Origin of the sequence: Streptomyces sp. NPDC038707, from assembly GCF_040636485.1 — a bacterium.
Lineage (GTDB): Bacteria > Actinomycetota > Actinomycetes > Streptomycetales > Streptomycetaceae > Streptomyces.
Window position 1 is genome coordinate 95206 of sequence record NZ_JBEZUP010000023.1, and the last position, 13136, is coordinate 108341.

8 protein-coding genes are annotated in these 13136 nt (G+C 72.5%); 2 read left to right on the plus strand and 6 right to left on the minus strand.

What is annotated here, in order from left to right; all coding sequences use genetic code 11:
* Window positions 1–146: 146 nt before the first annotated feature.
* The 4 genes from ald to AB0E62_RS27165 form a co-directional block, all read right to left on the minus strand.
* Window positions 147–1271 (minus strand): alanine dehydrogenase, encoded by a 1125-nt coding sequence (gene ald / locus AB0E62_RS27150; RefSeq protein WP_362199054.1) that lies wholly within the window; start codon window positions 1269–1271, stop codon window positions 147–149.
* A 135-nt stretch (window positions 1272–1406) separates the two neighbouring features.
* Window positions 1407–3482 (minus strand): tetratricopeptide repeat protein, encoded by a 2076-nt coding sequence (locus AB0E62_RS27155; protein WP_362199056.1) that lies wholly within the window; start codon window positions 3480–3482, stop codon window positions 1407–1409.
* Between the two features lie 164 nt (window positions 3483–3646).
* Window positions 3647–4273, minus strand: a complete 627-nt coding sequence (locus tag AB0E62_RS27160) for an NUDIX hydrolase (RefSeq protein ID WP_362199059.1) — start codon at window positions 4271–4273, stop codon at window positions 3647–3649.
* 84 nt (window positions 4274–4357) lie between these two features.
* Window positions 4358–6007, minus strand: a complete 1650-nt coding sequence (locus tag AB0E62_RS27165) for a CTP synthase (protein ID WP_362199062.1) — start codon at window positions 6005–6007, stop codon at window positions 4358–4360.
* A 543-nt stretch (window positions 6008–6550) separates the two neighbouring features.
* Between AB0E62_RS27165 and AB0E62_RS27170 the strand changes: the two genes are divergently transcribed.
* The gene (locus AB0E62_RS27170; protein WP_362199112.1) at window positions 6551–8353 is read left to right on the plus strand and encodes a glycoside hydrolase family 15 protein; all 1803 of its coding nucleotides are present in this window, start codon (window positions 6551–6553) and stop codon (window positions 8351–8353) included.
* 86 nt (window positions 8354–8439) lie between these two features.
* Window positions 8440–9801, plus strand: coding sequence for an FAD-binding oxidoreductase (locus AB0E62_RS27175; protein ID WP_362199065.1), 1362 nt, complete (start codon window positions 8440–8442; stop codon window positions 9799–9801).
* A 10-nt stretch (window positions 9802–9811) separates the two neighbouring features.
* Here AB0E62_RS27175 and AB0E62_RS27180 read toward each other — a convergent pair whose 3' ends face one another.
* The gene (locus AB0E62_RS27180) at window positions 9812–11419 is read right to left on the minus strand and encodes an NAD(P)/FAD-dependent oxidoreductase (protein WP_362199068.1); all 1608 of its coding nucleotides are present in this window, start codon (window positions 11417–11419) and stop codon (window positions 9812–9814) included.
* A 9-nt stretch (window positions 11420–11428) separates the two neighbouring features.
* Window positions 11429–12937, minus strand: coding sequence for an APC family permease (locus AB0E62_RS27185; protein WP_362199071.1), 1509 nt, complete (start codon window positions 12935–12937; stop codon window positions 11429–11431).
* Between the last annotated feature and the right edge of the window lie 199 nt (window positions 12938–13136).

A 13136-nucleotide genomic window follows, 5' to 3' on the forward strand; every position in this document is an offset into this window, starting at 1 on the left:
GCCGCAAAGTGACCATACACACACCCGGCCGGACCTTGTCGGGCAAGGTCCGGCCGGGTGTGTGTGATTGACGAGTCGTGTTGACGAATCGCCTTTTGGCGGGTGGTGACTTGACGGCTCACCCGGTCGCGACCTGCTCGCGCAGGTCAGCCGAGCAGCGAGTCCAGCTCGACGTGGGGCAGGCCGTGCGCCTCGGCGACCTCCTTGTAAACGACCTTGCCGTCATGGGTGTTGAGACCCTTGGCGAGCGCGGCGTCGCGGCGCAGCGCCTCCACCCAGCCGTTGTTGGCGAGCGAGACGATGTACGGCAGCGTCGCGTTGGTGAGCGCGTTGGTGGAGGTGTTGGGCACACCGCCCGGCATGTTGGCGACGCAGTAGAAGACCGAGTTGTGCACCTTGAAGGTCGGCTCGGCGTGCGTGGTGGGACGGGAGTCCTCGAAGCAGCCGCCCTGGTCGATCGCGATGTCGACAAGGACACTTCCCGGCTTCATCCGGGACACCATCTCGTTGGTGACCAGCTTCGGGGCCTTGGCACCCGGGATGAGGACCGCGCCGATGACCAGATCGGCGTCGAGGACGGCCTTCTCCAGCTCGAAGGCGTTGGACATGACGGCCTTGACCTTCGTACCGAAGATCTTGTCGGCCTCGCGCAGCTTGTTGATGTCGCGGTCGAGCAGGGTCACGTCGAAGCCCATGCCGATGGCGATCTGCGCCGCGTTCCAGCCGGAGACGCCGCCGCCGATGACGACGGCCTTCGCCGGGGTCACACCCGGGACGCCGCCCGGCAGCACGCCGCGGCCGCCGGCCGCGCGCATCAGGTGGTAGGCGCCGACCTGCGGGGCCAGCCGGCCCGCGACCTCGGACATCGGGGCGAGCAGCGGCAGCGCGCGGTTCGGCAGCTCGACGGTCTCGTAGGCGATGGCCGTGGTGCCGGAGGCCAGCAGCGCGTCGGTGCACTCCTTGGACGCGGCCAGGTGCAGGTAGGTGAAGAGGGTCTGGTCCTTGCGGAGGCGGTGGTACTCCTCCGCGATGGGCTCCTTGACCTTCAGCAGCAGGTCGGCAGCGGCCCAGACCTCGTCCGCGGTGTCCAGGACGGCCGCACCGGCGGAGACGTACTCCTCGTCCGTGATCGAGGAGCCGAGGCCGGCGCCCCGCTCGATGACGACCTGGTGGCCGTTGCGCACCAGCTCGTGCACACCGGCGGGGGTGATGGCCACCCGGAACTCGTTGTTCTTGACCTCGCGGGGGATGCCGACCTTCACGTCGATCACGGTCCTTGGCTCAGAGGGTATGGGGGTGCAATAAAGACGTACCCAGACATGCGGGGGCATACCGGGAGACGCCGCGGGAGAGTGCGGCAGAGCCAGTCTAATGAAGGTGTTCTGGCTGTCTAGCCTTTCATTGCATCAATCTTCGCTGGATGCGGTGCGGATTTCGCAGGCGTTAGCGTCGTGTTCCGGCCTTGCGTCGTCCTCGGACCGCTCCTCGGCCAGCATGCGCTCCGCCGCCGCCCGGTGCAGCCGGGCCGCCGCCGGGTCGCCGAGGCGGTCCAGGGTGTCGGCCAGCCGCAGCTGCACTGCGGCCTGGAGCCGGGCGTCCTTCGCCCGCCGGGCCCACTCCACCGCCTCCTGGCAGGTGCGCAGCGATTCCTCGGGCCGTCCCGCGTACTCCTGCACCCGGGCGATCTCGCTCAACGCCCGCGCGCTGGCGGCGACATCGCCGCTCCTGCGGTAGCCGGCCAGGGCGGCCCGCCAGTTCCTGAGCGCCTCGCCGTAGCGGCCGGCGTAGGTGTGGGCGGTGGCGATCCTGCCGTACAGTCGGGCGGCCTCCGGGACCTCGCCGCGGGCCAGCCGCTCGGCCAGCGCCCGGCCGAACCAGTCGGCGGCCCGGTCGTGATCGCCCAGCTCCTGGTGGGCGCCGCCTACGGATTCCATCGCGCGGCCGGTCGCGTACGGGTCGTTCGCCTCGCGTCCGGCGTCCAGCGCGGCCCGGTAGCGGGCCAGCGCCTCCCGGGTGCGGCCGGTCTGCGCGTCCAGATCGCCCAGGTTCAGCAGGGCCGCGGCCTTCTCCCGGGGCAGCCCGCGCCGCTCGGCGACGTCCAGCACGAGGCCGTGCACGCCGTACAGGTCGGGGGCGGCGGCCTGGGTGCCGACGTGCGCCGCCATGGCCCGCACCAGCTGGGACATCAGCCGGCGGGCGAGGGTGTCCAGCTCGCCGTCGGCCACCGCGAGGCGCGCCGAGGCCAGCAGCGCGGGCCGCCGGATGCGCAGCCAGTCGGCGGCGGCCCGCGGGTTCGGGAAGCGCAGCGCGGGCGGCATCGCGTTCAGCTTCTCCCGGGCCTGCGGGCTGTCCGTCTCGGTGATCGCCCGGCAGGACTGGAGCAGCCGTACCGTCCGCTCCAGCATCCGGGCCCGGGCCAGCTGGAGCTCGGCGGGCCGCTCCTGGGCCTCGGCCAGGGCGCGCAGCAGCGGGTGCAGCCGGCCGGGGACCTCGTACTGGGGCAGCGGGGAGTCCACCGCGCGCAGCAGGCCGAGGACGGCGAGGTCGTCCAGGGTGGTGCGGGCGGCGTCGACCGAGCAGCCGGCCAGGGCGGAGGCGGTGTGCGGGTCGGCGAGCCCGGCCGGGGCGAGGCTGAGCAGCCGCAGCAGCCGGGCGGCCGGCCCGGGCAGCTGGTCGTAGACGAGCCGGAAGACGCGGGACAGCGGGGTCGGCTCGGCACCTTCCGCGCCGTCCTCGCCGGCCGCGTGCAGCCGCTTGGCCAGGTCGGAGACGGCCGTCTTGGGGCGGGCGGCGAGCCAGCCGCCGGCCAGCACCAGCGCGCCCGGGTGGCCCTGGCAGGCCTCCACCAGGCTCTCCGCGGCGCGCGGGTCGACGGTGACGCGGACGGCGCCGGCGTAGCCGGTGAGCAGGTCCACCGCGGACTTGGTGTCGAGGCCGCCGAGCGTGCAGGGGCGGACGTCGGCGATGCCGGTGAGCGGGCCCCGGGAGACGGCGACGACCAGGCAGTCCGGGGCCTCGGGGAGCAGCGCGTCGACCTGGTCGGCGCCGGCCGCGTCGTCCAGCAGCAGCACCGCCCGCCGGCCGGCCAGGGCCGCCCGCACGGCGGCGGCGAGGTCGTCCTCGGCGGCCCCGGCGGGGGCGGGCAGCTCCAGCGCGTCCAGCAGGGCTCGGGCCGCCCGCTCGACGGGCACCGGGGTGCCGTCGGGCTCGCTGAGCCGGGTCCGCAGCACCCCGCCGGGGTAACGGCCGGCGACCCGGCGGACGAGTTCCTCGGCGAGGCTGGTGCGGCCGGAGCCGGGGCGGCCGGCGATGAGCAGGACGCGCGCGCGGGGCGCCTTGCGGCCCGAGAGGGTGTCCAGGCCGGCCCGCTCGATGTCGGCGCGCAGTTCCTTCAACTCCCGTACCCGGCCCAGGAAACGGTCCTTCGGGGCCGGGGGCGCGGACAGCTCCGCACCGTCTGGGTCCACCGCCTGATCCGTCACGGGCCACACTCCCGTCCCACCGCACGCGCAAGCCCGCCGGTGTCTTCCGGTACGGGCGTTTGCAGAGCCTAGTTCACGCTCTGCGACGTACCCGGAGGAGCGCGGCGAACGCATCGCCCGATCGGATCAGGCGATGGTCACACCAGTGGGCCGGACGGGTCCGGTCAGCTCTCGAAGGGGCGCGCGGGCCAGGGCGCGTCGGCCGGGCGCAGCGCGTCCAGCCCGTCCCCGCCGCGGGCGGCGACCAGGGAGAGCACACCGACCACGAGGCAGTTGTTGTGCACGTCCCCGGCCAGGATCCGGCGCACGAGTTCCGCGACCGGCACGCGCGCGTGCTCCATGTCGGTCTCCTCGTGCTCCGCCGCGAAGCGCTCCCCCTCGGCCTCGGACAGCTCGCGGGCGAGGAAGATCCGCACGGCCTCGTCGCAGCCGCCGGGGGTGGTGTAGACGTCGGTCAGCACCCGCCAGTCCTCGGCCTTGACGTGCGCCTCCTCGTACAGCTCCCGCTGTGCGGCGTGCAGCGGGTTCTCGCCGGGCACGTCCAGCAGGCCGGCCGGGATCTCCCACAGCTTGTGCCGCACCGGGTGGCGGTACTGGTTGATCAGCAGGACCCGGTCCTCCTCGTCCAGGGCGAGGACGGCGACCGAGCCGGGATGGACCTGGTAGTCCCGGCGGACCACCGAGCCGTCGGGCATGACCACGTCGTCCGTGCGGACGGAGGTCTTGTTGCCCGTGAAGGGGGTCTCCGTGGCCCGGATCTCCCACTCCTCGCGGGTGTCCTTGATCGTCATGCCCTGTCCTTCCGTACGCACAGTGGAACCGGGGTGCCCACCTCCTTCGAAGGTACGCACCCCGGCCACCGTACAACCGGCGTGTTACTTGGAGTTCTTCCGCTCGACGGCCGCCTTCACCAGGCCGGCGAACAGCGGGTGCGGCCGGGTCGGCCGGGAGCGCAGCTCCGGGTGGGCCTGGGTGGCGACCAGGTAGGGGTGCACGTCCCGGGGGTACTCCACGTACTCCACGAGCTTGCCGTCGGGGGAGGTGCCGGAGAAGAGGATGCCGGCCTTCTTCTCCAGTTCCGCGCGGTAGGCGTTGTTGACCTCGTAGCGGTGGCGGTGGCGCTCCTCGACGTACTCCTTGCCGTCGTAGACCTCGCGCACGATGGAGCCTTCGGCGAGCTTGGCCGGGTACATGCCGAGCCGCATCGTGCCGCCCATGTCGCCCTCGCCGGCGACGATGTCCATCTGCTCGGCCATCGTGGAGATCACCGGGTGGGCGGTGGCCGGGTCGAACTCGGTGGAGTTGGCGTCGGGGATGCCGGCCAGGTTGCGGGCGGCCTCGATCACGATGCACTGCAGGCCCAGGCACAGGCCGAGCAGCGGGATCCTGTTCTCCCGGGCGTAGCGGATCGCGCCGACCTTGCCCAGCACACCGCGGTCGCCGAAGCCGCCGGGGATGCAGATGCCGTCCACGCCCGCGAGCTGGGCCTTGGCGCCGGCCGGGGTCTTGCAGTCGTCCGAGGTGACCCACTTGATCTTCACCCGGGCGCGGTTGGCGAAGCCGCCCGCGCGCAGCGCCTCGGTGACCGACAGATAGGCGTCGGGCAGGTCGATGTACTTGCCGACCAGGGCGAGGGTGATCTCGTGGTCGGGGTTGTGGACGCGGTCGAGCAGGTCGTCCCAGGTCGTCCAGTCGACGTCGCGGAACGGCAGGTCGAGCTTGCGCACGACGTAGGCGTCCAGGCCCTCGGTGTGCACGACCTTGGGGATGTCGTAGATCGAGCGGGCGTCGGGGCAGGCCACCACGGCGGCCTCGTCCACGTCGCACATCAGGGAGATCTTCCGCTTGATCGCGGTGGGGACCTCCCGGTCGCAGCGCAGCACGATCGCGTCGGGCTGGATGCCGATGTTGCGCAGCGCGGCCACCGAGTGCTGGGTGGGCTTGGTCTTCAGCTCGCCGGAGGGGCCGATGTAGGGCAGCAGCGAGATGTGCACCACGAAGACGTTGTCGCGGCCGACCTCGTGGCGGACCTGGCGGACGGTCTCCAGGAACGGCAGCGACTCGATGTCGCCGACCGTGCCGCCGACCTCGGTGATGACCACGTCGACCTCGTCGGTGGCCATGCGCCGGATGCGGTGCTTGATCTCGTTGGTGATGTGCGGGATGACCTGCACGGTGTCGCCCAGGTACTCGCCGCGCCGCTCCTTGGCGATCACGGTGGAGTACACCTGGCCGGTGGTGACGTTGGCCGAGCCGTCCAGGTCGCGGTCGAGGAAGCGCTCGTAGTGACCGATGTCCAGGTCGGTCTCGGCGCCGTCGTTGGTGACGAACACCTCACCGTGCTGGAAGGGGTTCATCGTGCCCGGGTCGACGTTCAGGTACGGGTCGAGCTTCTGCATCACGACACGCAGGCCTCGGGCCTTGAGCAGCATGCCCAGGCTGGAGGCGGTCAGACCCTTGCCGAGCGAGGAGGCGACACCCCCGGTGACGAAGATGTGCTTGGTCGTCGTGGATTTGGGCGGCATGGCCAAGAGGGGGCTCCCGTGGTCGCTGGCGGTGATGCGGTGCGGCTGCCGTTCCGGGGGGTTCCGGAGGCGCCGTCGCTGCGGTTCGGGGGTTTTTCTCCCACCGGTCCACGGGCTACCAGCGTATCAGCGCCTGAGCGGGATGGCTTCCGGCCACGCTCCGCGCCCGTGCGGGCACAGCGGGAGTACACCGGTGTCACGGATGCAACTTCCGCAACGGTCCGGGCACACGGTCATCACCCGGCGCTCACTCGTTCGGCCCATGCAGGTTGTCCGGAGCGGCCCCCGGATCATCTGCATGCGTCGTATCCTGCTCGGACACTCAGCTGCCGAGCCCGGCCGGTAACAACGGCACACCCCCGCCTGCACCCATCCGGAACAACGAGAGCGCGGCAGTTCGTTGAGCAAGGACTGTCGTGTTGCCTCAGGGCTCGGCGGGCTGCTTTGCTTCACCGCTCAACGACACACAAAAACGACCCTTGACCGCACTAGCGACAGCCCCCTGCGCGGGGGTGTGACGTGGCCGTTCGACTGGAGTTGCACGTGGCCGGGCGCATCGAAGACTACGCACTCATCGGAGACATGCAGACCGCCGCACTGGTCTGCCGGGACGGCACGGTGGACTGGCTGTGCCTGCCCCGCTTCGACTCGCATGCCATCTTCGCCGGCCTGCTGGGCACCGAGGAGCACGGCTTCTGGCGGCTCGGCCCGGCGCACGCGGCCGATGCCAAGCCGCCCACGGCCGCCCGGCGCGGCTACCGCGGTGACTCGCTGATCCTGGAGACCGAGTGGGACACCCCGCGCGGCACCGTACGCGTGACCGATTTCATGCCCCCGCGTGACGGTGCCCCGCAGCTGATCCGGATCGTGGAGGGCGTCACCGGCCGGGTGCCGATGCGCTCCGCCCTGCGGATGCGGTTCTCCTACGGCCGGGTGGTGCCGTGGGTGCACAAGCACGAGGGCCGCACGGTGGCCGTCGCAGGCCCCGACTCGGTGTGGTTCGACACCGAGACCGAGACCTACGGCAAGGCGCTGACGACCTACGCCGACTTCACCGTCGCCCCGGGCGACCGCATCGCCTTCACCATCTCCTGGCAGCCCTCGCACAAGGAGCCGCCGCCACTGCCGGAGCCGGAGGCGTCGCTGGAGGCCACGGAGGACTTCTGGCGCGAGTGGGTCGAGCACTGTACGTACCACGGGCCGTACCGCGAGGCGGTGATCCGCTCGCTGATCACCCTGAAGGCGCTGACCTACGCCCCCACCGGCGGCATCGTCGCCGCCCCGACGACCTCCCTGCCCGAGGACATCGGGGGCGTGCGCAACTGGGACTACCGCTACACCTGGCTGCGGGACGCGGCGATCACCCTGTCCTCGCTGCTGCGCACGGGCTACCGCGAGGAGGCCCGCGCCTGGCGCGAGTGGCTGCTGCGGGCGGTCGCCGGCGACCCGGAGAACCTCCAGATCATGTACGGCATCGCGGGCGAGCGGGAGCTGGGCGAGGCCGAGCTGGACTGGCTGCCGGGCTACGAGAAGTCCGCCCCGGTCCGGGTCGGCAACGGCGCCGCGCACCAGCTCCAGCTGGACGTGTACGGCGAGGTCACCGAGGCCCTGCATTTGGGCCACATGACCGGTCTGGCCCGCAACGACTACGCCTCCCTGCTCCAGCTGAAGCTGATCCGCTACCTGGAGGACCACTGGCAGGAGCCGGACGAGGGCATCTGGGAGGTGCGCGGACCGCGCCGGCACTTCGTGCACTCCAAAGTGATGGCCTGGGTCGCGGTGGACCGCACCATCAAGCTGATCGAGTCCGGGGACGCGGACGGCCCGCTGGAGCGCTGGCGCGAACTGCGCGACGACATCCACCGGGACGTGTGCGAGAAGGGCTACGACAAGGAGCGCAACACCTTCACCCAGTCCTACGGCTCCAAGGAGCTGGACGCCTCGCTGCTGCTGATCCCGCAGATGGGCTTCCTGCCGCCGGACGACAAGCGGGTGATCGGCACCATCGAGGCGATCCAGCGGGAGCTGTCCACCCCGGACGGGTTCATCCTGCGCTACCCGACGGAGGGCGCGGACGCGGGCGTCGACGGCCTGCCCGGTGACGAGGGCGCCTTCCTGGCCTGCTCGTTCTGGATGGCGGACGACCTCGCGATGATCGGCCGGGTGGACGAGGCCCGCAAGCTGTTCGAGAAGCTCCTCGCCCTGCGCAACGACCTCGGGCTGCTCGCCGAGGAGTGGGACCCGCGGCTGAAGCGGCAGGTGGGCAACTTCCCGCAGGCGTTCAGCCATGTGCCGCTGATCGACACGGCCCTGCGGCTGACCGCGTCCGGCGCCTACGGGGGGTGACCGGCCGCCGGTCGTCCGCGGGGGCGTCGTGGCCGGTCGCACGGTTCCCCGCGGCCCTTCGCGGCGCGCACGCCTAGGCTGAGAGCGTGGCTTTCTCCACGGCGCACTCGGCGCTCGCCGCCCTCCGGGAGGATCTGGCGGGCGAGGTGTTCGCCCCGTGGGACCCCGGCTACGACGCGGCCCGCGTGCTCTTCGACGCGCGGGCCGACCCGCGGCCGGCCGTGATCGCCCGGTGCGCGGGCACGGCCGACGTGGTGCGGGCCGTCCGCTTCGGGCGGGAGCTGGACCTGCGCATCGCGGTGCGCGGCGGCGGCCACGGCACGGCCGGTGCGGCGGCGGCCGACGGCGCGCTGGTGGTGGACCTGGGCCGGATGCGCCGGGTGACCGTCGACCCGGTGGCCGGGGCGGCCCGTGTCGAGGGCGGGGCCACGACGCGTGACCTGGACCGGGCGGCCCTGCCGTACGGGCTGGCGACCACCGGCGCGCGGGCCCGCGGCACCGGTGTGGCCGGCCATGTCCTCGGCGGTGGCACGGGCTGGCTGGACCGCCTGTGCGGACCGGCGGTCGACAACCTCCTCGGCGTGGAGCTGGTGACCGCCGGCGCCGAGCGGGTGCGCGCGAGCGCCGACGAGCGTCCCGAGCTGTTCTGGGCGCTGCACGGCGGGGGCGGCAACTTCGGCGTCGTCACCGCGCTCACCCTGCGGCTGCGCGAGCTGCCGGAGTTCTCCCTCGCCGTGCTGCGGTATCCGCCGGGGCTGGGGCCGGAGGTGGTCCGCGCCTTCCGGGAGACCTTCCGCACCGGACCGGACGAGCTGGGCGGCGCGGTGCTGTACCTGGCCGGGCCGTCCGCGCCGGCGGGCGGCCCGCGGTGCGCGGCCGTGCTGACGTACGCCGGCCGCGCGGACCGGCTGCGGGACCTCGCCGGGCCGCTGCGCGCGCTGCCGCACGAGGCGGGACCGACCGGCGAGGTGCCGTACCCCGCGGCGCAGTCCCTGCTCGACCTCCCGCCCGGGCTGCGCCACCACGGGTCGGCGCGGTGTCTGACCGCCCTGCCCGAGGAGGCGGCCGCCGCCTTCTGCGCGGGCGGTCAGGGCCTGCCGGCGGCGACCCGCTCCCGCCAGCTGCTGTTCCCGCAGGGCGGTGCGGTCGCCGCCGGTCCGGCCGGCTATCCGGTGGCCTGGCGGGACGCCCCGTGGGCCGCGCACCCGTGGGCGGTCTGGACGGACCCGGCGGACGACGAGCGGGCGGTCCGCTGGGTACGGGACGCGTGCGCCGCCCTGGAGCCGTGGAGCACCGGGGCCGGCTGCCTGAACCTGATCGGCGACGAGGGCCCGGAGCGGATCCGGGCGGGGCTGGGCGCCGGGAACATGCTGCGGCTGGAGAAGGTGAAGCGGCGCTACGACCCCGACAACGTCTTCCGCCGCAACCACAACATCCGGCCCGTGTGAGGCCGGACGGTCAGCCGAGGGCGGCGATCACCTCCCGCGCCGCCCGCTCGCCCTCCCGCGCGCCGCCCTCCATGAAGCCCTGGAAGTCGTAGGAGCAGTGCTCGCCGGCGAGGTGGACGTTGCCCTGGGCCGTGCCCTCGTAACCGGCGTACCGGTGCAGATAGCCCACCGGCCAGTACGAGTAGGCGCCCAGGGCGTACGGGTTGAGGTGCCAGGCCGACAGCTGGGCGCGGCCGGTCCAGGCGGCCGACGTGCCGGGGAAGAAGGCGTCGATGTCCTTCAGGTACCGGGTGGCGAGGTCCTTGACGTAGGGGTCGCTCGCGTACGGGAACGGCCCCGCCGGTGTCAGCGACCTGGCCCGGCTGCCGCCGCCGTACTGGAGGAGGATGCCGCCGGTGCCCGGCTGGACCTTGGTGGTGTCCCAGGTCTGCTGCACCCCGAGGTCGGTGAAGCAGTCGCCCGCGGACACCCCGGGCCAGGGGCCGGTGCCGCGCCAGGGGCGGGTGGAGAACTGCAGGTTGAGCTTGGTGCAGTAGCCCATGCGGGCATCGCGCAGCAGGGCGGTCATACGGGGGTCGAACCCGGCTCCGCTCAGGTCCAGCCGTTGCAGGACCGGCAGGGGCACGCACAGGACGGTGTGGTCGGCGGTGACCGTGCGGGTGCTGCCCGCCTCGGTGAAGGTGAGGGTCTGGGTGCCGTCGGCACCGGCCCGCACCGCCTGGAGGGACCAGCCGTGACGGAGGGTCCCGTCGGGCAGGGCGCGGGCGATGGCGTGCGGGAGCCGGTCGTTGCCGCCGGTGATGTGGTACCGCTCGTCGGACAGGCCCCAGACGTTGAAGTGGCCCGGATTGGTCTGGTAGCCCATGAGCAGGACGAGGGCGAGCGAGGACTGCTCGGTGGTGTCGGCGCCGTACTCGACGGTGTAGGCGACGTCGAGGAAGCGGCCCAGCGGGGAGGCGTGGCCGCCCGGCACCCGGGTCTCGATCCAGTCGTACAGGGACAGGTTGTCCAGGGCGGTGCCGGCCGGGGTGGTCCGGTCCCACCTGACCTCGCCTGCGGCCTGGAGATCCGCGCGCAGGGCCTGGTAGACGGCCTTGAAGTCCTCGTCGGCCCGCTCGCGCGGGTAGTAGGCGCCGTCGAACCAGAGGACCTCCTCCGCGCCCCGGGGACCGCCGCCGAGGAAGTCCTCGACGGGCAGGGAGAAGCGGCGGCACAGCTGGAGCATCTTCTTGTGGCCGGTGTCGATCAGCTCGCCGCCCAGCTCCGAGGTCTGCCCCCAGGCCCAGTGGTCGCGCTGGGTGTACATCCGGCCGCCGACGCGGTCGGGGTGCGCCTCGTAGAGCGTGCAGGCGTACCCGGCGTCGTACAGGGTGAGGGCCGCGGTCAGCCCGGCGATCCCCGCCCCGACGACGGCGACGCGGGGCGCGGACGCGGCGGCGGCCGGCGTCGTCGGGGCGGTCGCGGCGGCCGTCAGGGCGGCTGTGCCGACGGCTGCGCCCTTGAGGACGGTGCGCCGGCGCACGGCGCGTGCCTCGGCGACCGGCAGACCGAGCCGCTCTGCGGCGGCGTGGTCGGCGGTGAGCGTGCGAAGGACGTGCATGAGCCGTGTACGGGACACGGTGCCTCCTCAGGCGTTGGCGGGGGCTTGCTCGACGTCGTCGTCCGTGCGCTCGGCCGCGTCCTCCAGGACGATCCGGCCGATGACCTCGTACCGTTGCGGCCGGCGGGCCCGCAGGTACAGGCCGAGCCCGAGGCCGCCGAAGAAGACCAGCCCGACGATCCACGGGATGGCCTCGAAGAAGAGCGAACCGGCCGCCGTACCGGCCGCGGTGTCCATGTTGACCACCAGCAGCACCACGACCGCGGTCATGCCGAGGCCGCCGAGCAGCGGCGCGGTCAGGGTGCGGAACCAGTGCCGGTCCTCGGGGTGGTTGCGGCGGAAGTAGCCGATGACGGCGAAGGAGCACAGGGTCTGCACGATGAGGATCGCCATCGTGCCGAGGATCGCCAGCAGCGTGTACAGGTGGGTGTACGGGTCCTGTCCGGTCGCCCAGAACGCGCCGACGATGACGACGGCGATCACGGACTGGGTGAAGGAGGCGAGGTAGGGCGAGCCGTGCCGCGGGTGGGTGCGGCCCAGCGCGGGGTGCAGGAAGCCCTCGCGGCCGATGGCGTACAGATAGCGGGCCGCGCACTGGTGGAAGGCCATGCCGCAGGCGAACGAGCCGGTGATCAGCAGCCACTGGAAGGCGTCCACGGCCCACGCGCCGATGAAGCCGCGCGCCGGGTCGAAGAACAGGTCGAGGGGGCTGGACCCGGCGGAGACCCGCACCGCGCCGTCGAGGCCGTTGCCGGCGATGGTCATCCAGGAGACGTAGATGTAGAACAGGCCGACGCCGATGACCGAGATCAGCGTCGCGCGCGGGATGACGCGCTTGGGGTCACGGGACTCCTCGCCGTACATCGCCGTCGATTCGAAGCCGACCCAGGACCAGAAGGCGAAGAACAGCCCGAGCCCCGCGGAGGGGCCGGCGAAGGCGTTCTCGGGGTTGACCGGCCCGGCCGGGATGCCGTCCGGGCCGCCGCCGCGCAGCAGTACGGCGGTGGCGACCGCGAACAGGACCGCGATCTCGGCGACGAGCAGCACGCCGAGCGCCTTGGCCGTCAGGTTGATGTCGAAGTACGACAGCACGGCCGTCACCAGCAGCATCGCGGCGGCGTAGACGGCCCACGGCAGGTCGGCGCCGAGCTGGTCGCGGACCGTGGTCTGCGCGAAGTAGGAGAAGACGCCGACGATGGAAGCCTCGAAGACGACGTACGCGAGCACGGCGAGCATGCCGGAGGCCATTCCCGCGATGCGCCCCAGGCCGTGCGAGATGTAGCCGTAGAAGGCGCCGGCCGCGGTGATGCGGCGGGCCATGGCGACATAGCCGACGGAGAAGACCGCCAGCACCAGCGTCGCGAAGAGATAACCGGCCGGCGCCCCGGTGCCGTTGCCGAAGCCGACGGCGATCGGCAGGTTGCCGGTCATCGCGGTGATCGGCGCGGCGGTGGCCACCGCCATGAACACCACGCCCACCAGTCCTACGGAGTCCGCCTTGAGGCGCTGTACCTCTCGCGTGGGTTTCTCTGTCATTCCCGCCCCTCATATGGTGCCTGCGCAACGAAATCCGAAGGTCAAACGGCGGTTCCTGTACGGTTGCGACAGTGTCCCGGGACAGTGACGTACACCACAACAGGCAGGCGGTCGGGTAATTCCGCGCCGGGGGCGACGCAGTGTCGCCCGCGCGGGCCCGATGAGCGCCGCCGTAATGGGCCGGAGATGTCACCGGAAC

Excerpts from the sequence above, each read along its gene's own strand:
- AB0E62_RS27185 (WP_362199071.1), bottom strand. The coding sequence starts at position 12,937 with ATGACAGAGAAACCCACGCGAGAGGTACAGCGCCTCAAGGCGGACTCC.
- AB0E62_RS27165 (WP_362199062.1), bottom strand. The coding sequence starts at position 6,007 with ATGCCGCCCAAATCCACGACGACCAAGCACATCTTCGTCACCGGGGGT.
- AB0E62_RS27160 (WP_362199059.1), bottom strand. The coding sequence starts at position 4,273 with ATGACGATCAAGGACACCCGCGAGGAGTGGGAGATCCGGGCCACGGAG.